14 protein-coding genes are annotated in these 22,845 nt (G+C 46.2%); all 14 read right to left on the bottom strand.

The genetic code is table 11. From position 1 onward, the window contains the following. Positions 1–2 precede the first annotated feature (2 nt). The 14 genes from AC0YN6_RS18450 to AC0YN6_RS18515 all read right to left on the bottom strand — a co-directional run bounded on the left by AC0YN6_RS18450 (position 3) and on the right by AC0YN6_RS18515 (position 22,845). Positions 3–680 carry a hypothetical protein gene (locus tag AC0YN6_RS18450; protein WP_475748587.1) on the bottom strand — a complete coding sequence of 226 codons (678 nt, stop codon included), beginning with the start codon at positions 678–680 and terminating at the stop codon, positions 3–5. Between the two features lie 12 nt (positions 681–692). Beyond that, positions 693–1,874, bottom strand: coding sequence for a Rad52/Rad22 family DNA repair protein (locus tag AC0YN6_RS18455; RefSeq protein ID WP_475748588.1), 1,182 nt, complete (start codon positions 1,872–1,874; stop codon positions 693–695). Positions 1,875–2,060: 186 nt separating this feature from the next. Beyond that, positions 2,061–2,342: a hypothetical protein gene (locus AC0YN6_RS18460; protein ID WP_475748589.1), complete on the bottom strand. Its 282-nt coding sequence runs from the start codon at positions 2,340–2,342 to the stop codon at positions 2,061–2,063. 5 nt (positions 2,343–2,347) lie between these two features. Continuing rightward, complete coding sequence (locus AC0YN6_RS18465; protein ID WP_475748590.1) at positions 2,348–2,863, bottom strand: phage holin family protein; 516 nt, start codon at positions 2,861–2,863, stop codon at positions 2,348–2,350. 14 nt (positions 2,864–2,877) lie between these two features. Continuing rightward, the gene (locus tag AC0YN6_RS18470; RefSeq protein WP_475748592.1) at positions 2,878–4,116 is read right to left on the bottom strand and encodes a hypothetical protein; all 1,239 of its coding nucleotides are present in this window, start codon (positions 4,114–4,116) and stop codon (positions 2,878–2,880) included. Further along, positions 4,097–5,041: a hypothetical protein gene (locus tag AC0YN6_RS18475; RefSeq protein ID WP_475748594.1), complete on the bottom strand. Its 945-nt coding sequence runs from the start codon at positions 5,039–5,041 to the stop codon at positions 4,097–4,099. The genes AC0YN6_RS18470 and AC0YN6_RS18475 overlap by 20 nt, the downstream gene beginning before the upstream one ends. A 10-nt stretch (positions 5,042–5,051) precedes the next feature. Next, entirely contained in the window at positions 5,052–7,115 is a 2,064-nt protein-coding gene (locus AC0YN6_RS18480) for a discoidin domain-containing protein (protein ID WP_475748595.1), read from the bottom strand. A gap of 12 nt (positions 7,116–7,127) precedes the next feature. Next, complete coding sequence (locus AC0YN6_RS18485; protein WP_475748596.1) at positions 7,128–9,845, bottom strand: hypothetical protein; 2,718 nt, start codon at positions 9,843–9,845, stop codon at positions 7,128–7,130. After that, a complete protein-coding gene (locus tag AC0YN6_RS18490) occupies positions 9,842–11,677 on the bottom strand; it encodes a hypothetical protein (RefSeq protein ID WP_475748597.1) in 1,836 nt (611 codons plus the stop codon). The genes AC0YN6_RS18485 and AC0YN6_RS18490 overlap by 4 nt, the downstream gene beginning before the upstream one ends. A gap of 19 nt (positions 11,678–11,696) precedes the next feature. Beyond that, a complete protein-coding gene (locus AC0YN6_RS18495; RefSeq protein WP_475748598.1) occupies positions 11,697–14,168 on the bottom strand; it encodes a hypothetical protein in 2,472 nt (823 codons plus the stop codon). 6 nt (positions 14,169–14,174) lie between these two features. Continuing rightward, positions 14,175–14,486: a hypothetical protein gene (locus AC0YN6_RS18500; RefSeq protein WP_475748599.1), complete on the bottom strand. Its 312-nt coding sequence runs from the start codon at positions 14,484–14,486 to the stop codon at positions 14,175–14,177. A gap of 43 nt (positions 14,487–14,529) precedes the next feature. Then, the gene (locus tag AC0YN6_RS18505) at positions 14,530–15,285 is read right to left on the bottom strand and encodes a hypothetical protein (protein WP_475748600.1); all 756 of its coding nucleotides are present in this window, start codon (positions 15,283–15,285) and stop codon (positions 14,530–14,532) included. Further along, entirely contained in the window at positions 15,282–16,337 is a 1,056-nt protein-coding gene (locus tag AC0YN6_RS18510; protein ID WP_475748601.1) for a hypothetical protein, read from the bottom strand. Before AC0YN6_RS18510 ends, AC0YN6_RS18505 begins: the two co-directional genes overlap by 4 nt. Before the next feature lie 229 nt (positions 16,338–16,566). Beyond that, positions 16,567–22,845 carry a hypothetical protein gene (locus AC0YN6_RS18515; RefSeq protein ID WP_475748603.1) on the bottom strand — a complete coding sequence of 2,093 codons (6,279 nt, stop codon included), beginning with the start codon at positions 22,843–22,845 and terminating at the stop codon, positions 16,567–16,569.

The raw sequence follows: 22,845 nt of genomic DNA on the forward strand, positions 1-22,845 counted from the left end.
GCCTACCCCTCTTTCCTAAACACCCGATTGATTCCCATCGCTTGGTGCGTGTTTTTCTTTTGCAGGATTAGTTCCAGTGCTGGCTCCATGTAGTTCTGTAAATCAAAACAATTGCGAAGCGGCTGTTGATGCTGCTCCATTCGAATGGCTTTGGATACATCGATGGCAAATAAGACTTCATCGAGTGTGTGATTATTTAGAAGATATCGGAATCGACCTTCGTCTTGTCGCCTCATGTTGTCATTTGGCGAAATGACGTTCACTTCGTACCAGTGATTCATCAAGTCATCCATCGTATATCGACTCTTCATTTCAAGAAAGAACTCTTCACTCTTTCGCTCCACTCGCCCATTCTTGATCGAGATGCGTACTGGTCCAGGCGTATTGCGGAGCAGGTTATGATAATAAAAACCATCCCGCTCCATCAAGTTTGCCTTTGGCTGCTTGTTTCCGATAACCTCCCCCAGATGGTAAATGTTTTTTACCACCTGGGGATACATCTTCACAAATCCTTCTACCTCTTCCCGCAAATCATCAAGCGTCCATCCTTGACCAATGTATGTCTTAGCGGCATGTACAGCATTGGTTTGTCGAACCGTAATTCCACTTTTCGCATTCAGAGCTTTCATGACGAACCACTCTGCAAACAGGTTTATTTCGTCGATCACTTCTTCGTTCAAAAGGCACGCTCCTTATGCAGCAAACTTATCAAGGAAGTCATTGAAGGCTTTCAGGTTTTCCGGCAAGATGCTTTCAATCGTTGCATTCGGATCACGTAGGAAGTCTCTCGCATACGGATTTAGTCCGTTTTGATCAGCTAGTTTTAAACGACTGCGGTGTGCATGCGAACGTTGAATCTCAGCCACATCCCAGCTTCCTGGAATAGCATTTGATACTGGTTGCTCTGGAGCAGATGGTGCGGATGGTACGGATGGAACTTCAACCGGAGCGCCATAGGACGGCTTAACTTCCGTCGGTGCAAATGGCTGTGGTTGTGCGGCAAACTCTTGCGGCTGCGCAGCTCCTTGTGGAACAGCCTCTCCTTGTGGTTGTGCGGCAAACGGCTGTTGTTGCTGTGCGCCACTTTGAACGGCAGGAGCAAGCTTATGCGCGTTGCGACGATTCCACTCCGCATGATCGCTTGATCCTTCATTAAAAGGATTGAACGGGAATGTGTCAGGATTGTTTTGATCAAATGTTGTACCAGCTTCCTGATTCACTTCTTGCACCCATCCTTGCGGTGTGGGCTGCTGCGGCATCTGTTGCTGTTGTTGATTTACAGGCGGTTGCCATTGCTGCTGAGCTGGGTTCATTTGAGGCTGAGCCCATGGCTGCTGATGTGCCGGTGGCAAATACCCTTGTTGCTGTTGCTGAATATGATAGTTTTGATCCTGTTGCATTTGGTTATAAGCAACCTCATCATCGGATTCGATTTTGATCTTCGAGTAGATCTCTTCTCCAATACCAAATAGAGATGCTGCTTTTTTGAAAGCATCAGATGTCGCAGCCTTATAGGCTGAGTTCTGGTTGTCCTTACCGCCAATCGCTACCTTGCAGCCGTATTGCGTACGAGTGCCGACGCCGGCAATGAAAAGCGCTGCGCGTACGTGGTACACATAGCCGTCAAATGCCCATGAACTTGTACGCTTATCGTACTTGTGTACTTCTTCTCTCCACTGTAGATCTGCATCGAAGTCCCAATATGAAACACCTTCGACCGCGTTTTCAATAATTTGACGGATCGTATTGTGCCCTAGCACATCTTGTCCAGTTGCCGATTTCTCGAGCCACTCAGGCTTACAGATTTTAAGCTTCTCTTTAATTTTTTTGATCTGCTCAAAATCCGGCAGATACTTTTCAATGGTTGGACGCATCCAGCATCTCCTCCAGAAGGTTTAGTATGGTTATCAGGACAGGTTTTAAATATAATGTAACGCCTTACAATATTAATATTAACATGCCATATTGTCAAATACAAGAGCAAACGCGAAAAAACGCGAGATAAATGGAGCATCGTCGCGTTTAGTGGGTGCTGGTGGTTTATATCGAATAGGGATGTCTTATTTTTCTTTGTTACTGATAAAAAGACCAACAGTATTGTAAAAATTTACGATAAGATCAATGACTGCTGATGCAATCGCCTCCACAAAGGACAGTGGTACAGTTATCTTTACGACTTCAGATAGCTGACCGTAAGCTACGATTATTGCATCAAGAACGATCTTCTTCTTTTCTGCACCATTGCCTTCTACCTCAAAGGCTTTGATGAGCTCTGCTGCCATTACAATGACACCGGAAGCAACAATTAGGTATTGAAGAATGGCTTTAACGGATTTTAACATATGGTTCATCTCCTTTTCGTTTTTCGCTTTTCCTTGTATTCCTCTGCACGGACAGTTTTTGCTTCGATCTCTGACGAAACATGATTGATGACCTTCTCTGGTATCCAGCGCTTCCATCCTGCTCGGTATGCATTGGCCGTCATGCTTTGCCAGTAGTGATAGCATAGTCCGCCTGTTAAGCCAATAAATATGACGCCAGGCCCTGGTGTTTGTAGCCAGATATCTAGCAAGTTGCCAAGTGCAGGGAAACATAAGACAAAGATAGTTCGAAGTGTTGCAACATTAATACCGTATTGAGATGCATACGTACCATCTTTTCTTGCGGCAGAAATACCGCTTACCCAGTCCATAAAGATTAATAGAAGGAGAATCCCTATGACAACTTTACGATCTGGACCAATACCATAGATGGTACCGATCACGCTTCCGAAGCCAGCACTCACTGCTGCAAAAATAGCATTGCCTGTTGTAAGCAGACCTGCTGGATTGAATGATTCTTTTGATAGAAAATGGTTCATCATCTTCACGTCCTTCCTCACCTTGAATAATTAAGCTTAACTGCATGCAGGCAAGGATTAATCCCGTTGTACATCATGAGTCTGGTCTTAATCCAAAGCCTTGGTGCATATTGCCCAGACCACTCGTTATTTTTGATAGGAACCAGCACCCCATCATGCATCTCTTTCAAGATCTCGTATTCAAAAACACGGCCTTCCATTTCTCGATCCAGCCGGTTGTCGATACCAAAAGTACTTCTGTTGAGGAAGATGTGATCTACGGATTCGATATTGTAGAGTCCATCCATCTCGATAGGCGTTAATACGATCCCGCCATTGGGTTCATACCGGCAAAGGGAGACTCCAATTTCCTGAGCGCCCAATATGAAGACTCTCTTTCCATCGATATCAAGCGGATTCCGCTGCACAAGTGTGATGCGAATGCGCTGCACGGGCACGCTCTTGAAGTGCCATCGTTTGCGTGGCGAGAACTGATTGGAGTTCACAGACGACAAATCGTCCTGTATGAATCCCTCTATGGTCTGCCAGGCATTCTGATAATGGATCTCGATGTTCTTGACCTGGATTCCGCGCTCTGGGTGCGGATGAATCTGAATCGTATTGATGTCCAGATTGCTTACTAGATGACTTGGCAGATCGATTTCAAGAATGACATCTTCTTGATCCGGCGCTTCGGCGAAGCTGTAGGCTACGCTGCGCTGCCAGTAACTCACATTGTCACCGTTAAATGCGTTGTACACGCTGTTCTCTGAAACCGCGCCCTTCGTATTCGTCCGAGCGATCTTAACATTCAACTCGCTTGGAACAATAACCTCTCCGCTTGTCTCATTGATCATGTGCGTCTTTGGTATGCGATGAATCAGTGGGAGTGTGGCATGTCTGAATCCGGTATCGATATCACACCGAGCCTGTGTGTCACTATTATTTTGAGCAACATTAGGGTAGTCTGTCTGCATGTCCTGTACCATAGATGTCTTGAAGAGGATCGGATCGTATCCGGCAACCCCCTCAATGATACTCATCTTGGCCTCCATTGCAGATAGTTGCTGCTCAAGCATGCCAGTGTATCCTTGAAGTGCCGCATGCTCAGCAAGCATGATACTGTGAGCTTGTGCAAGGTGATTCAGATTCTGATTGCTCTGCTTGTACAACTCAACCAATTCTAAATACTTCTCTTCTTCATTCTGATTATATTCTGCCGATGAGGTTGGTCCGCGAAACTTCGCACCACCAACTCTACTGACGGGCATTTTCATGGCGGTTCATCCTCTCACCCAGTTCACTCGTTCGTTCTGATAGGCGCTCCATTTTTTCATGTAACTCATTGAGTCCAATCATACGCTGCTGTGATACAGGTATTGTCGCAGTAAAGGTAATCGCCAGCGTCGTGCCTGTAAGGGCAAGAAGCATATGAATTACTCCGTCTACGTTTTTGTAATGCGTTTCATTTTGTAGTGTTATGCCATCTAATTGTACCATGAGAGCTTGAAATGCCGATGTTTCGATATACGGCGCAAATGGATATATAAGCCTGCCATTGCTATACTCCAGTGCTTTTTCTGCGGAAAACGTAATATTTTCCAATGGAGCTTCGATTTCCCCATTAAACCATGCGCTCACAATAAGATCTTGCAGATTTGTTAGCTCACGAATATCGACGTAATTCTTTCGAATATCTAAAATCTGCTCATGATGATCAGAAAGAACCTTTTCACTTTCTCTTTGTCCTCGGTAGCGGGCATTGCGCTTCATCATATGCGGCTGCTTTAGCTTGTCTGTTCCTGGAATAACATTCGTAAACACGGCTTCCGGCTTCGGCTTTGCCACATAGGCGATCTCATAAGTCCCCGACTCCCATCTGCCATTCTCATCCTTAATGGTTGCCAGGATGACAATGGTGTACCGCTCCCTGTTGGACTGCTCTAAGATCTCTCCATTTAGAACATAGTCCATGCCAGGGGATCGGAGGATGGCTGCTTTGTGATCAGTCATGCCTCCACCGAATTTAAAGTAGCTGTCCCCTATTTTAATAGCGAACCGCTCTTCAACCCAGCTGGTGTCTCCGCCATTACGAAACTTCAATTTGATCTGACTAATGTTGTCGATGACGTCATTGAGCGTTAAGCCGCCTTCTGGCACCTCAACCTCACCACTGCGCCCTTGGATGAATAGCTTGATCATATCTATCTCCTCACTTTGCTTGCAGCTCAAGGCTGGTGATCTTCGGTGTTAGATTCGGATTATCTTCAATTCGCTGCAGTGTAGCACGCAGCACAACTTCATTGCTCGACAAGGCATCATCTTCTACTTGGTAGGTGAACTGGAAGATGCAGCTGTCGGGAAGATAGTTGAGCACCACTTGGCTCTCATGAACAGCAAATGCATGGTGATCATTGGGCGACACATTGTGATACAAGGTGTGGGCGTCAACAAGTCTCAGGGGCGACAGGTCTGCGCGAACCAGCTTCTCTAGTGCTAGATTGAACTTGCCTAGCAAAATCTCATTGGGTAGCTCTTCAGGCGACTGATCCACCCTCTGCTGCATGTCTCCAAGATGCAAGAGAATCTGAATTTCATTCCAGCCGGCACGAAAGGTCATGGACACCTCTTCATTGGTTGGGATCATGCGCTTGCCGTTCACGTAGAGCGAATAGGTTCCCATCCGTTTTCGCATACCACCTATTAGCTTTAATATGGCGATGGAAATCGGAACCGTCTTTGCTTCGTCGCTGTGTATGCAAGACGTGAACCGAAACGCATTGCTCGTTATGCCATTTGTCCGGCGAAGATCGAGCGTGTTTCCGATCGGCAGATAGTCTGTAAAGATGCTCTGTGGGGTGTTGACCTCTCTGTCTTTCCACACAGCATTCAGAGGAACGGTGCCATCAAAAGTAATATACATGTGCTCTCGCCGCCACTGGTTGATGCCACGCAGCAAAACCGGCTCCTTCATCTGGTCAAAGGTATCTGGCAGTGTGCTGGTATTATCCGATTTGATTAAGCGAAACACTTTCATGCCATTAATAATCTGACCACTCGCTTCCGATTTTCCATACTCCACATATTTTTTCTGTAGCATATGGAACTCGACAACCTTAGAGTATTTCGGCTGCGTATCCTCTTGGCTTGATATCGGATACCAGATAAGATCCGAAACCGATTGATTACTTTTCTTCAATGCCACCTCGTAATTGATAGACGTACTATGTGGAATATCGTGTCCAGCAAGCAGCGATACCATATTAATAGATGTGGAGTCGAATGGAATGGGATTGGTAACAAGTACACTCTCCGTAATGTAAGCTTTCTTGGCCAGCGATATATTCTTAGCTCCGAAATAATAATTGTAGACGCCAGCTGATTGATCATCATGATTCTTCTTTTCGAATACGAATCGAATCGCTCTAGCCACAATGTTTGGGAAGCTCCAAGTCTCCCTGTTGGTTACCGTTTTCTTATTGTTCTTGCCAGGAAGCGGTGAGAATACAGATCCATCCATCGAATACTCAACCGACATGACCACTGGATTACCGTGGTGGGCCAAGAATTGAATCTCATTAATCGCTTCATCTTGCACAAGGCGAATGGTGAGCTGGGCACGAATCACGCCAGGCGATTCCGTTTTTACGACATGCCACCAAGATGTATTCATATTGTCATCGAAAGCGAGATTCATGCTTTGCACAGCCTCTGTCTTCACATTAGGCGTAAGAGCTTCAAATGTTCCGTCCGCTCGAGATAGAAGCACCTTGCTTGATGTTCTACTATTCTCCTGTAGTGTCACCTGATGTTGATCCAGACTAATGGCCACATTACTATTTGCTTTATCAATACCAGAGAGGTCAGTGAATCTCTCAATGAATGTATCTACGTATCCCGAAGCCCTGCCTGAGAGGAGCAGCAACTGATCAATCTTTTTTGATACCAGCGATAGCTCATGTGCAATCTTGGATCTCTCCGTTTCACCAAAGCTAAAGTCGTTCATGATCTTATGATTCTGCTCTACGGCAGCCGTATAGGCATCGCCAATATCTTGATGAATTGTGGACACATGATCGTTATATCGTGCAGCATCTGTCTTAGATTTCCTCCACACCTTAATCGGCGAGAAGGATGGAGCCCCGGGTGTTTGTTCCCGGAGCCACTGTGCAAAATGATAGGTGATGGTTTGCAGCGTAGGATACTTCCCTCGCTCCAGGTAGGACTTAACGATGCGCTCTACCGCCCTGCTGATTTGCTGCTGTCTGATCCCCATAGCTTCTCCTCCTTAATAAGTGATGTACCATGTCTTAGTTGGCAGCGGAGCATTAAAGAATTTATTTGTTAACGATCCTGTCATTGTCGCATCGAATTTATTGCTTGCTGGATAAAGAGGATTCGTTACACGATCACGTTCGAATATCTTAATATCCGCTGTGCAGCCGCCGCCGCCATCTCGCACGCCCTCAAAGACGATTGTGTTTAGACCCTTCTGCAGCACGATGTCTACATAGTACCCTTCGGTCTCCCGATTAAGACTGTGCTCTGTAACGATTCGTGAACCATTGAGGTATACATTAATTCGGTCATCGTCGACAGACTGCCCATCATAGAGAAGCAGGGTGACTAGAGGTGTAGTTATGGTAATGGGATCTGGTGCACCTGGATCACAATACACAACTCTGCCCTCCTTCGTATCCGATTTGGTTTGCCCAGATCGATCGGTAACTGTGGCCGTCATCGTGAACGTGCTTCCTGATGAGTAGGTGCTTTGAGGTAATGTGAATGCCCATGTTTTTGCGCTTTCCCCTAAGCCAGTATATCTAAATCGTTCGACGCCTAGATGATCAACAACAACGATGCTGGCCACTCCACCTGGCGCTTCTGCTCTTCCTCCAATGGAGAATGATGCATTATCGCATTTCACGCCAATCGGATTCAGTGTCATCTCAGGTAGCGGCGGAGGCGGTGGCGAGCAATCCTTCATCGTCGTATCTGCGTAAGGGTTCCATTCACCCCACCTGAAAATGGAGGTCGCACTCACTTTGCCATGTATGTTGTAACCCCATCCTATAACTTTCAACTTGAATCCGGGAGTAAGGTGACTGGTGCTGATTAGAAAGCTAAAGTCGTAACGCAGCACGCCATTTAATTCACTGACACCGTATAAAAGCATCTGCGACTGAATTGTTTCATCATTGCTTGTGAATCGTATCGACGATAAGCCGTACTGATCAATCACGTATCCACGAACACGAAGCTGATCACCAATGCAGGTTTCTGCTGGCCATGGCTCTATATAGAGTTTCGGTGCATCTGGCGGATCGTTTGGATCGATTTGATTATCGCCATCGGAACCTGCATCAGCTGGCAAAGGGCAATGTCCATTCTCAATTTGATTATCAAATCCAAATACAGCATATCGTCCAACGCCCCCAATAGAAGGTGCATTCGTGAAGTTGCCAGCGTTAACTTCGCTGATCCATGTAAGGCTGCTTGCTGCCTTGGCGCCGCCAACGACTTGATCAAAGTTCCTGCTGGCTGCTGGATCTCTATACATGATTTGATCTGACCAGGCTGAAATCTTGCTTCCATAGTAATCTTTCACGATGATCCCTGTAGCCGTAATAGGGAAATTTGCCTGTCCTGATCCCGAGTCAATCCGAACCGATAGTCCGTTAAAATACTCCGACCAGCCGACCTTGATTCCTACATTACTCTGCGCCTGAATGGTCTGATTGAACTTAGCCTTCGGAATGATTAGCGTGTCGAGCTCTCTGTCGTCGAGATTATAAAACTGAATGATTGCACTCTCGATATCCAAGCAATTCCGCTCCGGATTTTTCTCTGGATCATATGGCGGAATAACGGGATGCGTAGGGTCAGGAACTGGTTTAATATTTGAAACTGGCTTTAAGATCAGCTTATTTAGATAACACTGCTTTTTGTTCCAATCACTACCGAATCCAATATTCACATAGTCATTTAATTTCCCAACGGTTGGTGCTGCACTATAGTCACCGCGTGAGCTGATTGTGTCTGCCCACGGGTAGATTTTTGATGCAGGATCGCCCAGTATCTTATTTGTATTCTTGGCACCACCGGATGCCTTCACAATACTCGAAGCCCAAACCGTCTTAGCATTATTATCTTCGTCCAGATAGTTGATGCCGATTGAGCTTGGCATAAAGGCGAACCCTGAGTCATTTGCTCCTCCGCTGAACCATAGGCAGATACTTTCGCTCTCGCCCCATCCAACCGTGATCTCTGATCCATTTTTATTTGTGATCACATATGGTAGCCAGCTGCTAGGAATATCGAAACTGACTATATCCATTTGAACATCATCAAAGTATTCGAGAGTCAGGCTATCAAACAGCAAGCAATCTCTCACTTTTGGCGGCGTCACGACACTGCACACCATAACATTGAAAGTGTGCCTGTCAACAGCAACAACGCCAAAGCTATCGAAAGCCTTAACCTCAGCCACAAATCCGTCTGGATAATTAGCCAAGTTAACCTTAAACGCAAACGCCTGCTCTTTAGTGCCAGCAACAGGAGACATCGATTCTGTTTCTAGTCCATTGATGATCAATGAGATCTTTGTAATCGGGTGCGGACCTTCAGCTACACCTGAAATACTTGTGGTCAGATCCTCAATGCAAGTCTTTGCGGGCTTTGATTGCAACCGAATGCTTAGCTTGTCTTCAATATCTGGTCTTGGATCTTCTTCATCCGGTATACCATCTCCATCTTTATCACCTGGCGCAGGTTCCGGTGGAGGATCTACAGGAGGCTCTTCTGGTTCCTCCGGCTCTCCTCCTGGAAGCTCTGGATCAATGGGATCTGGAGGATAGTATGGCGGATTGTCATCCTCATCTGGCTCAGTTCCACCAGCTGGACCCCCTCCTGATGTGCGAGCAGTTGATATGCTATCCAAACTATTCTCTTCTAAATAAGCCTTAATTTGAAATCCTCGTAGAATAGGACTCGTGAAATTATTCATTGGGACTCATCCTCCGTAGGGCGCTGAAATAGGATGCGCACTCGCATGCTGTATACGGGATACTGGGATTCAATGTAGCCAGGTCGTTCATTGATGCTTTGGCTTGGACTGTCAACCAGCTGAATTGTATAGATTTTTGGTGCAGAAGCCACGCTGCTGTTTGTGTATACTTGTCTCTCCATCGGTGTAATCGGGTGCCATGTGGCTCCGTCATTAATGGATACGAAATACTGAATCCATTTGTATTTTTCTTCAGGACGATCTGCATAGAATGGAAGCGGGATGTCTTCATCTACATTCAATGTGATCTTCTGCAATGGCGCATCGAAGTAGTATGGCTCTGTTACAATCTCGCCTTGCTCCTCATATTCGCAACTGATAATTTCAATGTCACGAACACCAATGCACCACCGCCACCCCTCGAACCGCTCGATGCCAGAGTCTATGCTCTCGCTGCCGACGTTTCGCGTCAGGGACTGGATGACACTCTCGAGTACAACACTGCCCTCTCCCGATTCACGAAGCGGGTAGTATGCCTCCACATTCGTATCACTCGCCCGAACCTCAAGGCCAATGTCTTGAAGCGAAATCAGTGGTCCATCTACGCGCGGCAGATTGCTGCTCTTTTCCTTCTTCGTTACACTGTCGAGCACATATCCACTCGTATCATCGATCCTTCTCTTCTGCTCATAATAGATGTGACCAATGTCCGTGAAGTATTTCTCCGACTGTTCGAACAGGATCGTAATTACTTTTGCGAGTCTTGGCGTGAAGTAGAAGTTGTACTGATCTGGACTGGCATTGCTAGGCATAATGGAAGCTGGTCCATCGCTGCCATCTGACACAAGTATATTTCGAATCGTTGCGGTTTTCGCTCCATAGTTTGGTGGCGTGTACATGCTAACATTAATGTTATTAATGAGTGTGGATTCCTTCAAAATGATTTGCATGTTAAGACGCAAGATGCCATCCTGCGGATCGCGAGCCCATGTGATTCGCTGACTACCGTGAACTTGATAATCGAAGCCAATGTTTTTAGCGATCGTCTGCTTGTCGTGCTCACGAAAGTTCACGAGTTCGTATTCAAACCAACTGTTCGCCTTGCCATCTAGCACTGATCCATAATTGGAGTGATTATTTTTTCCTCCAACAAACTGATAGGAGTAATCGCCATTGCCAGGAAGCACGCTTACTTCGGAATTGCTCCCCGGAAACCCGTTGGATTCACTCCCTAAGATGAAGCTGGAGTACTCTTTGTTGCCCGTAATGATTGTGACACTGGCATCGGAAGCTACATTCTTCGATGACTTTTGCTTGAGTGTTACTGATCCGTTTTCGATGTCCATTGGTGTTCCGACAATGCGATCATAGTCGATCTTTTCTTTATTCACGAAGTCATTTCGATGGAAGACAATTCGGCCATTCGCACTCATGTTGGTGGCTAGGAGCTCAAGATCCTTGAGCTTGTCGGCTACCACTTCATAGTCGTAGTTAAGGATTTGAGCCTGCATCGCATTATGATTGAAGTCGGTATAAATCGCCTTGCTGATTATATCTGCTTCTTGATACAGGAGCTCGAGATCCTTTTTAATTTCATCCATCATACTATTAAAGTCATCGCTCCATGGCGGTCCACCGTCAACCATGTATCTTGGCTTCATCATGGGCTTACCAATGGAAACAAAGAAGTCTTGGAATGCCTGGAAGACGGATTGAACCAGCTTGGTTTCTGTCTTAATCGATCCGTCTTCAAACTTTTTCTGGGCCAGATCGAATTGATTCTTGGCTTGAAGGTAGAGCATCTGTGAATCGTTTTTTATTAGGTCTGCCATGTGGCCCCTACCCCTCCTTTTATTTATCCCTAACTTCTTGGTCAAAGGTTTGACACTTGAGTGTATAGTCGAACACTTGCGGTGTTACGCTTTCGTATCCTGCACTGTTTCGACGAAGAACAGCTTTCATTCTGATATCTGTAGTCAGGTAATGATAGTCGACTGTAATCTGCTTCAGCTCATTTTGAGAGGAGCTGATAGGAAGATAGATCTTGTTACCGATTTGCGCAAAGCATCTTCCTTCATTTTCAGTCTGCAGTCGTGCAGCATCATAGGCGTTGTTTGCGTAATCAGTGATGTTCTTATACTCGACGCCTTTGACGCGAACAACAATCGGATAGTATAAGTCCTCAGCTTGAAGCTGTGAATCATCTTGGTTATATCGGCCTGTTGAAGAATCATAGGTAAAGAGGTTCTTGCGATAAACGTATGGTGAGTGTCTAAGTGTGAGCGTGTTGTCATCGTTTACCTCAGCAAAGCTCTCTCCTGTTTCACCACGATGATCGATATACTGAATCGGCTTGATATCAAGATCCTCGATACTAATCACGTAGGCACTGTCCACTGGCTTGTAATCGACCGTATAGATGCTTGCCGCAGAATAATACCCTTGATTGATTCCAAGTCGTTTACCGTCTGATGAGAGTGCATAGTAGTTCTTGTCCACAACAACGCCATCACGGCGAAGAACAACGGTTTCAGACGAGATGAACGGAAACCGAAATGAGAATTGAATCGTGTTCTGTAGCTCTGGATAGTTCAATCCATCAGCATTGGAGCCTAGAAGAATCTCGCCTTCCACAAATATCTTGTTTGTTGGCAGAATTGGCTTCCATGATTCCATGTCGGGATTCTTTTTATATGTTAAATAATACTCAATGTCTGTAATTCGAACCTTCTCGCCGGTATCGATGAGAATATCATGATGGCTTTCATTGGTTGTGAGGCTGATTGCCTTCACGTTTCCACTGATAGGCAGCGGCTTCGTCACGTAGATTGATCGCTGATTATACTTGCGACCGGTCACGCTGACATCATACAAACCATATAAGTAGCTAAGCTTGGAAACCGATCTCCACTCTTTCGACAACTCGCCTTCTTCCTGCACCTTTTCTTCGCCAGCTGCTGTCATCGACCGAAGAGCCAATTGAAGCGGGTTTTGATAGTTGCCGGTCTTGACGATATTCATGGCAGCCTTTGCGGACTGCACAACACTTTTCGCCTTATCCCCCTGATTCTTAGCCCATGTGGTTAAGGCATCAAGGTAGGTTGTCCATCCAGTTAATTGATTCTTGCGATCAAACTCAGCCATCGTTTCGCCAGGTTCTTTCTTGTCGCGAATACTGCCCATTGAGAGAGGTGTAAGGTCTGATCCCGATATCTTATTCCAAAGCTCCATTTGATTAAGCTGATCCATGCTGACCATGTAGCTTTCTCGTACATAATTCTCTTGCCGAATGAGGATTCGAATCTTGGAAATATCAACGGATTCAAATTGGAATGTGATAGGTCCGACGCTTTTCTTGCTGCGCTGATTCGGATTCTTGTGATCTGGTGATGCAAGGACGTATCGCTTAGCATCCCGATCCGCTGACTCGTATCCGTGGATAGAAACAATTTCGAGTGGATAGGCCGCGTAGGGATCTAGTGTGATTTCGGAAACTGTCGTAACGCCATTGAGTGTGATCTCTAGCTCCACCATTGCGCCATCAGTCGGATAGTTTGTGTAGTCATGCGTCCACAGATTATCGATGTCTTGCGTAATCGGCTCATCAGCCAATACATTCTCTGCCCAAAAGCTTTGCGACGATCCATCAATGGCATAATCAATAGGATGATTTGGATTCGTTGCTGCGCTGCCGGTTCGGTTCAGCACCTTCATGCTGGACAGCTTACGACCATAGCTTGTCTTGAGTTGGTCGACAGTCTCATACGATGAGAGCTGAAGGGCTCCACTTACGATTTCCGCCTGCTCGTTATCGCCCAGCGTCTTGCCGAATCGCTCTTTGCGAAGAAACAGCAAGACATCTTTTTGTGTCTCTGTATATTGTGGGGCGCGCATTTGCTCATGAAGCCCCTCGACCAATCCGGTCGTATTCTTGACAATGATCTTGTATCGCTCTACCTTTGCATCCAGTGTATAAATTTTACGGCGCAAGTCGGAAAGCGTTGATCGCATAAGCTGCTGGTTATCTTGCAGCAAGGAATCAATCTGCCCAGAAGCAGAAAAGAGAGTCGCTAAATCGAAATCGATCTCTTCAAGGTTTTTATTGTAGTCTTCGCTGGCAATCATGCCGGACTGGTGACGAGCCTTAAATGTCGGCGTGCCATTATGGCCATCCATCTCTTTCAATAGACGGTCAAGCTCTGCTTTAAATTCGTACTCTGTTTTGATAAGGCCCTCTTGCTGTTTCAACTCCAACATCTCCAGAAGCTTTTGTCTCTGGGCAGATGGAAGCGTACGTATGAATTGATCTAAGAACATCGACATAATCTGCTACTCCCTCCTCGATCGAAGCTCGGCTGGCTTAACGACAGATGATCCAATTGCTGGTGGCGATCCTGGCGGCCTAATCATCATCTTGTCATGGCAGTCCCTACAATTTGTATAAGCGTTGTTTACGCCGCCTTTTACCTTTTCATCCTTTACTGACATCAAATTATTGCACTTGGCGCATCTCCAATATCCGAGCAGGAATTTTGCGAAATCAATGGTGCCTCGAATGACTCCGATAACTAGCATGATGTTCCATCCGAATATCAGCCAAAATATCGGCATCTTCATGAATAGCTTGAGGCGATCTTTCATTTCTCTTCCCCCTCTTATGTAAAGACAGCCACAAGGGCTGCCTCTATTCACCGTTTGTTATAGATTCCGATGTAAAATTGAACTGCTCCGTCTCCACCACATTGTCGATCGACACGGAACTTTCGCGATTCAGGAAGCGCGTTCCTTCGAGATGTCTAACATACTGCTGGCCAAATTCATTGGCTTGTCTGATTTGCACGCGGACCGGATCTCCTCGCCTTGCAATTTCGTAAAGCGAGGACTCACGGTCAAATCGCACCAATATCATATTCCCTGTTATGGGGGGATCGCTGCCGAAAGTTTCCGTAAAATTGATAGCCTGTGCTTCACCAATATAGGCGTCACCGATTTGAATGGTAATGTCTGCTCCGCTGAAGGACGTAAAGGGACTTGGGTACGTCTGCTGGTCAGGCCCGTTCTGCGTCTCGAGCAGTTGACTCATTGCTACTTCTTCAGCTGTGTAGAAGCGTGGGTATTCTCTGGAGGAGGTTGGCTGTGGTGGACTTAATTCTTCTGCGAAGAGTATCCTGCCAGTACTATATCCCGCAAACCAATCATTCTCAGGACCCGCTTCACCTGCTGGTGATGGATCTTCTTCTGTATCATCTTCGCTCCTGGTTCTTTCCATTACTCGCTCGGTGATAGCCTCCGGCGACCTGTCTACCAGTCGTCGCCGCCCCGCACTCATAATCATGCCTGCCAACGGATCATGCGCACCGATCGGCATCTCTTCGGTAAGTGTGTAGGTCAACGCTGTGGAAACTGGCATTCTAATATACTGCTCCAGCAGCTCACTCATTTACTAATGATCCCGCCATCCTCGTTTACTGGCTTCCACTCATTCGTCTCTGGATCAAGCTTCTCGGCTACGAAGTGTGAAAGATTAGGATGATCATTGTAGCTAAAAGTGAGATGAGCCATGCCTTCTTGAACGCTGACTGAAAGCCCTTTTGGCGTGATGCTCTCTAGGACAATCTCTTTGTGGTTGCGCATAATGCTGTGGTCGACAGTCCAGTTCTGCCCCTTCATGGATGCGATGTCTGAAACGACACCACTCATGATGCTTTCAAATTTCAATAGCATCTCCATGATTGGACTATTCTTGGCAATGACCATATCGATAACATAATATAAGAAGTCCTCAGGTATGTCATGAAAAGCCATGCGAACTGGATAGTACAATACACAAGGCTGCATAGGAGGCTCAGTCAATACAATTGTTCCAGTTGAATCAATAGTTCCTGTAATCATGTTGTTGTTCGTGCCCAAGATGCCGCCTAGCTTGCCTTCATCAAGAACAGTTACGATGCCTTCTACAAACTCAATTCCCTCTTCTGGTTCAATCACGACTGTATCCGTCACAAGGCGAGTCTCAAACTCTTTCTTATAAGGCATAACAACATCTTTATTTTTAAGGTCGATGCCTTGCTGAGCCATATCTTGAATGCGCCGAATCCGGAAGTCTAACTTGAGTCCATCAGGAATTGCGCTATCTACGGATGCAATAGCATTGTTTACTTCATCTCGAATGTAGGGCTCTGCTCCACCCTTACCCTTGGCATTCTCTGCGATTTCAATAACCTGACTCTTCAGATCGTCGAGCAGCTTTTTAAGCTTCTGTCCTTTTCCCGCCACTACACCAAAAGTTGCTGTATTGATTTCACCTAGCGCGTCCTCCGCCTTTATAATGGCAGACAAGGCATTGACTCGGTTTCGTTCAACCTGCGGCACAGCAGATAATATCTGCGTTTTGTTTTGAGTCCAACTTGAAGCCTCTTGATTTAATTGAGCTATCTTTTGCTCCAGTCCATTTACGAATGGAATTAGGTCTTTTGTATTTGTAATGGGCATTGGTGAATCCCCTTTCAATCAAGTAAGTAAACCCGGCATTATAATGTTTCGGCTGCCGGGCCCGCCGCCGCGAACCTATCCTTATTGCCCCCGTCTGCGGTCAACGGAAGTTGGAGGCCGATTGCTCCTTCATGCTTTGCCCCGCATGAAGTCTTTATGCCTGCAAGCGTGTTGGGGAGGTAAGGTGTCTTCTTACACATTGTAACATATGCAAGGCGTTACAAAAACACTATAGATCAAATATTTCTAAATCATCTGAATCGGTGAGCACAGAGATTGCTTTGATGTAGTCAATGTCCACATCACCTTTAGCGCCTTCATTTTCGTAGCAGACTCGAACATCCAGCCTTGCTGCCGGCTTACTTAACTGGGCGGTTACCCTGTGTACGAGCCAGTCGGCGGAATCAATGATTCCAAGCTGCAAGACTTCCTGTGTGTCATCTTCATAAGTGACAACAACGACCCCTGCATTGCGAGGATCTGCTCCACTTCGTAGCTTGGCTTTGACGTCGATCTGATAGCTTCTATGCTGCAATCGTACTCCTGGTATGGATACGCCATAGCTGGCATCATCACGAATCTTGAGCAGCATGTTGTCTCCTGTGCCTGTGTTGTCATATTCAATGAAGTATACGCCACTAGACATGAGTGGATTGTAAAACTCGCAGTGCTTGCCTAGAAGGAACTCATCATTACCAATGATGTTGTAGTCTATTGGCACATCGTCGTAGTATTCGATGATAGGAAGAATACCGTACCCCTTGTGCTTTGCTATGGCTGCTTGCACTTCGGATTCATGGAAGCCAGAAGGGTTCGCTGGACTGCGCAAGATTGCTCTTGGCAAACGGATAATGATTACGCCATTCTCTTGGTAAGCTTCACCATCAAAGAATCCAATATCCCAGTGATGAAGGCTTTCCTTGCTTACCTGGGCGATGACATTCCGCTCAATCATCTCATCTAGTCCACCGCCTCGCGTACGCGTATCCAGAATGATCATGTCACTGTCGATTCTAGCATTAGGCTGTGTGATGAACTTCCCAAGTCGCATCATCGTCGGATCATACTCGCTGCTTTCAATATCAAAGTATTCACCTTGATCCGTGTGATAGATGGACTGATTCCTTGTTGTTCCGTCGATGATCCGAGGCCCACTCTCCTCTTGAATCCATATGCTTGTCGGCCTTAGGTACAGGTGAATCTGTTTCACCAGCAGTTGATTTGATGATCGATCTGCAATCTCATACGAACTGCGCTCTTTCATGTCGCCAGGAATCCATTCTCTGAATCCAGTCTTGGCCACTGTGTATTGATGCCCCGGACTTGGATTTAGATCCAAATGAAAGTTTGTGTTCTCTGTGATGACTTCCCCTTTAACAATAGGAACAACCACTGTTGCATAGATATCGATAATATCTCCAACAGTCGCAGCACGCTGGCCAACCAGCTTTCCGTCGGACTTGAATACGATGCGTGATGATTTCACAGTCAAGGTTGACAACTGAATGCCTGCAGATGCTGCAAGCGTAAGCGTGCTTGTTGGCTTCGATGTGTAGAGATCGATGAATGATTTCATTTCTTCTCCGAATCCGTCATGGACCTTGATGCTTGCAACAAGCAACGTCTCTTCACGAATCATTTCGCCAGAGTAGAGTGTCTCGGTAAACTTCTGCTGTAACGAGCCTACCTTCGAGTCGCTAACCACAATGATTTCTGGGGCAGTCCAGCCAATAATATTTTCTATCATCTTACGGTTTCCTGGGTTCGAAAACCCATTGGTGTTATCCATGAAATTGCAATCCGTCATAAAGACGATTCGTTGATCAGGCTTTTCCATAGCGGCTACGACCACATATCCATTTGCATAGGCGACCGGCAATATGCTAGATCCGCTTAATGTAAAATAAGAAGCATCTGTCATATTGAAGCTCGTACACCCTTCTGATAGTGAGTGCGCTGGATTAAATGTTCCCGATGTCGTTTTGATCATTGCAGGCTCCAGCCTCATATCCGGATAGTCTCGCACTATGGCCAAAAAGTTTGCGTTCCAACTATGCATTCCGCTGTGTTCAGCAGTTATAATTGCAGATCCCCCGCTCCGAAGGTAGCTCGCGAGCGCTTCTTTACATATCGGATCAACGTAATCTGTCATGAAAAGCGTCACAATCAAATCATATTCTTGATAGGCAGATGCCTTGCCGGTTGTCCATTTATCGCTATCGACCGTCATTCCTCTGGAGCGAAGCAGATCCGAGAACTGAGAAAACGCACCTGTCGGACTATAGTTGTATGGATCATCTTGATAAAGCAATAATGCCTTTTTCTTTGGAGCTTCTTCTTGCTCTTCTATACGTGTGCCGTTAGCTTCTAGGGATGCCGAGTAATCGATTTGGAGTTCGATTGGCTCTCCCACTTTGACAGCTTCCTGTGTCGTGGCCAAGTCATAGCCTCGATAGGTATACCAGTCTTCCCTGTAGGCGTATTGTACGACTACCTCATCCTCATCACGAACCCGATCATGAAGATAAATGATTCCCTTCTTTGCATCCACATCGGATATGCGAAGCTTCCTGGTTCCGCTCATCCGCAGCGCTTGCACTTGCAGATAGCTGATGCCAGATTCGCTTGTTAAAACAAGTGGAGAAAATCGAGTCTGAATCATTTTTTCATTTAGGATCATAGGGGTTTCTTGTTCCACCAGCATGACTGGCCGGCGCATGAACTCCTGATTCGTATATTCAGGTGTCGTGTAGTCTAATATAACCTCCATGACCTCATCGGTCTTCCTTGGCGCATAGGAGACAAGATCCGGATAGCTGATATATAGTCTCGGGATCTGCTCACTTGGCTCATAAAACGGTAGTCGGATTCGTCTTTTCACTCGTCCGTTCTTCACTCGAACATACCAGTTATCTACTTCCATGTTCTTGTTTTCAACCTTCGGCTTCTCTGCTTCAATCTTCCGATTGTCGTCAAGTTTAATCGCGAGCACGGGCATAGATTCAAGGTCTTCAAACGCCGTCCATGCGACAAGATCGATGTGCAAATTGTCGAGCTGGCTGCCGTCTTCCTTTAGTGTATTTATAACACGCATACGATTCACGCCGTCGTTTGCTTGGTCAACTTCGAATCGCTGCAATCCCCCCTGCTGGTATCGCCACCTGTAGTTTACGCGGTACTCTTTGTTATTGCCCGATTCGTCTCCACGCTCAATTCGCAGCAAGACCTGGTTCTTAGGAGTGCTAGATGGAATACCCAGCTTTTCGTAGATTCCTCCGGCATCAAACAAGTCGGCGATCTTCTTGATTCCCTCGTTTTTGAGAATCATGTCTTCTGGAATAGTGTATGGATTGCCCACAGGATTGATAGGTGGAACGTTTCCGAGAGCCTTAACGGAATCTCCGCTTCCAATAGACAGGGTTACCGCATCTCCGCTGGTTTGCCAAATCCGATTCCAAGAGAATCCTAGCACGCCTGCTGGAATACCCGCTCGAGATAGCATATTGGGAACTACAGTCACAGACAGTGTGCCATCAAGAAGCAGCTTCACCTTTCCGGTTCCTCGAATATTTTTATCATTATCACTTGTCTTCCATGGTGCAGTAACCGTTCCACCTGCTTGTGGGTTTCGGGTTGACCCCCACACATAACCTCCGCCACTATTTCGAATAGACACTACGAAGTCTAGATCCTTGCCGATACCGTAAGGCTCGCTGACGATGGTTTTAAAGAGCTGACCATACGTATCCATGACGTATTTGTCGACAAGTGGCTTGAGGATATCCTCTGCTGATCTATTTGAGAGCTGCACTTGATTATTAGAAGTCAGTGTTACAGCTTCCCAAGGACTGCAAACCTGTGTGCTTTTGATTTCAGTAAACCGCATCTTAGACCAGAAAGTATTTGCTTGTGAGATATTGTGCATACCATATGATCCTGTCTCGTAGGAAGAATCCTTAGCTGAGCAAATCAATGTGCCAAGCGCATCATCATCCGTATCAGTGCCAATGTAGACGTCGAATCTTGAGCCTTCCACCACAGCCCGGATCTTGTACTGGCTTCCTTTGACCCATCCACGATTAGCAGAAGCGCTAACGGTATCTGTAATATCTTCGAATTTAAGACCCGTTACATCTGATTTATATCTGCAGTTCGGATATAGTGCGTCACTGTAAGCAGGCAGGTCGGATGGTGATGCCTTGAAAATGCGAACCTTGTTTGGGGCCAGTCCTGTATTGTTCTTGTAAATGGACTTGTCCCACACCGCTTCGTATGCTTTGTTTACATTATCCTGCGTGTGTCCAAGAGACTTATCATAGAACATTGCTGCTGATACGCCACGAGGACCGATAAGAACGCGGCCAACGCCATTTCCTGTCACTGGATCGGGACGCTCCAGAAGCTGCTCTTTCTCCCACACGAAAATATAATAATGATTACTGTCTTGTATGCGGAATAGGAGTCCGATTAAATCATCGTCACCTGGATCTGTGATGCGAACACAAGATGAGAAGATATAGTCTTTCTTGCTGTTATGAGTGCCATTGTAATATCCACTTACCTCAATGGCGTTCATGGTGCACTGCAGCTCGTCAGTTGATTTGCTGTATGTCCACCTCCCCCTGGTCGCACTCGTGCCGATAAAGTCCCATCCTTCAAATGCCTGAATGGCCGTTGTGTTATTCTCTTCTACGATGCGAACATCCTGACAGACTCGCCATTCGGATTGATAAGAAAGGGATGTGGTTGTTTCACCTTGACCGGATGCCTCCCAGGTAAAGTCATACTCGCTTTTCTGTTGCTCAGGGAAGATCGTTGCTATGTGCGGGATCGGATTACTTTTGATTCGAACATTCCCAGCACTCACTCCATCCCAAGGCTTCGCGGCATTCACTGCAACGGCCGTAGGAATATCGCTGCCAGATTCGTTCTCGCTTGTCACAATCAGACTATTGTCAGAGCTGTTTGTTGTCGTATAGAGCAACGTGCCGGAAGCATCTCTAATTTCAAATACAGCATCAGGCGGCAAGCTTGGTGTTGTGATCGGAAGCATCATTGTGATCATATCTCGCCCGCTGGCAAATCCGTTGCCGATGCGAAGTCCAATCATTTTCTTATCTTCTTCGTAGTCTAGCTTTTCATGATCGATGAGTGCTTCTTTGTTCAGCACCCAGTCCGTCACGTAGCCAAATGTAATTTTCTGCTGCTTTCCCTCTCCGTCTGTAAACGAGGCAGATACTTTATGATTGAACATGTTAAGCGGCCGAGGGTCTCGCATTGATTTTTGCGGCACGGTGATTCGGTACCCGTCTCGGTCTGGATGCTCTTCAATAGCATAGATTTCCTGCGTGCCATCTGCTGCCCGAACGCTTGCAAGAGAAGACTCTTCATATCCACTTACACCATTGATAATGCGAAGCTTTCCTCCCTCAACATAAACATCCTTCACACGTCCATCATTGCCCGAGTCTTGATTGGTTACGTTTCCGTAAAGCTCCACGGTCTTATTGACGCTCTTGAGTAGGCTGTCTTCAACTGGGCGATCAACATGATTGTAACGAACCTTGAATGTATCAATCTCTCCCGTATTGAATTGCAGGTAAATTTTCACCCAGTATATTTTAGGATTAATATCAGACGCTTGCACAAAGATTCGATACTTGAATGTGTCTGGCAAATTGTTTCCGTTCTCGTCTGTAACTTGAATTTGATTTCCACCGTATCGAACGACTTTTCCAGGCTCACCAGCCGTGGAATCATAATGGTATTTCAGGTCCATCTTATAGAACAAGGCGGACTCCAGCACGCCACTGCCACCTGCAAATCTCCGCGTGAGATTAATGTTCTTGGAAGGGAATCGGTCGTAGGGTGGCCTCTTGACGATCGGCTGATCGGGCCCGAGTACATCCACATAGGACAGTACGCCATTTTCATCTGGAACGACGATGGATTCGATCTGATCCGATGGAATGACATTTTCGTTAACATAGGCTGTATCGATCATAGAGATGTTTTCCTCTGCATCGAGCCTTGGTGTATGCACATAGGCAAGGTTGACGTCACCGGCCGGCACCCGTGTTCCTACACGAAGCGCAAAGGTATTGTTGGGCAGCTTGGAGATGTATTCGTAGATCTCAAGTCCGTAGCCTAGATTTACTTTTTCTTTCTTGTAGGCAATGGTCTTCATGGCAGATACGCTTGTTTCAAACTTATCCTCATTAGATCCATCCCAAAACGAGACCATGACATCTGGGCTGCCGGATGCAGTCAGATACTTATTGATCACAATGCTGCTTCGCATAATACCATACTCGTCTGCGTACGCCTGAATCAATGGCTCAAACAACTCGCCTACAGAAAGGCCATCCTCCAGTGCAAGTGAAGCTGTCGGTCGATTGTAAGTGTCGTTAATCGTTACCCGTTTTCTTTCGATATGAAAGGCGTGAGCTAAAAGCTCTTCAGACGGCACACTGATAATGCAGCTGATGCGATATGAAAAATCTATCAC

Source organism: Paenibacillus sp. J22P15, assembly GCF_056269345.1.

What these genes read in the sequence shown, in the direction of transcription:
- AC0YN6_RS18455 (WP_475748588.1), bottom strand. Translation starts at nt 1,874, where the DNA reads ATGCGTCCAACCATTGAAAAGTATCTGCCGGATTTTGAGCAGATCAAA.
- AC0YN6_RS18485 (WP_475748596.1), bottom strand. Translation starts at nt 9,845, where the DNA reads ATGAATAATTTCACGAGTCCTATTCTACGAGGATTTCAAATTAAGGCT.
- AC0YN6_RS18460 (WP_475748589.1), bottom strand. Translation starts at nt 2,342, where the DNA reads ATGTTAAAATCCGTTAAAGCCATTCTTCAATACCTAATTGTTGCTTCC.
- AC0YN6_RS18510 (WP_475748601.1), bottom strand. Translation starts at nt 16,337, where the DNA reads ATGCCCATTACAAATACAAAAGACCTAATTCCATTCGTAAATGGACTG.
- AC0YN6_RS18505 (WP_475748600.1), bottom strand. Translation starts at nt 15,285, where the DNA reads ATGAGTGAGCTGCTGGAGCAGTATATTAGAATGCCAGTTTCCACAGCG.
- AC0YN6_RS18495 (WP_475748598.1), bottom strand. Translation starts at nt 14,168, where the DNA reads ATGTCGATGTTCTTAGATCAATTCATACGTACGCTTCCATCTGCCCAG.
- AC0YN6_RS18500 (WP_475748599.1), bottom strand. Translation starts at nt 14,486, where the DNA reads ATGAAAGATCGCCTCAAGCTATTCATGAAGATGCCGATATTTTGGCTG.
- AC0YN6_RS18465 (WP_475748590.1), bottom strand. Translation starts at nt 2,863, where the DNA reads ATGATGAACCATTTTCTATCAAAAGAATCATTCAATCCAGCAGGTCTG.
- AC0YN6_RS18475 (WP_475748594.1), bottom strand. Translation starts at nt 5,041, where the DNA reads ATGATCAAGCTATTCATCCAAGGGCGCAGTGGTGAGGTTGAGGTGCCA.
- AC0YN6_RS18480 (WP_475748595.1), bottom strand. Translation starts at nt 7,115, where the DNA reads ATGGGGATCAGACAGCAGCAAATCAGCAGGGCGGTAGAGCGCATCGTT.
- AC0YN6_RS18490 (WP_475748597.1), bottom strand. Translation starts at nt 11,677, where the DNA reads ATGGCAGACCTAATAAAAAACGATTCACAGATGCTCTACCTTCAAGCC.
- AC0YN6_RS18470 (WP_475748592.1), bottom strand. Translation starts at nt 4,116, where the DNA reads ATGAAAATGCCCGTCAGTAGAGTTGGTGGTGCGAAGTTTCGCGGACCA.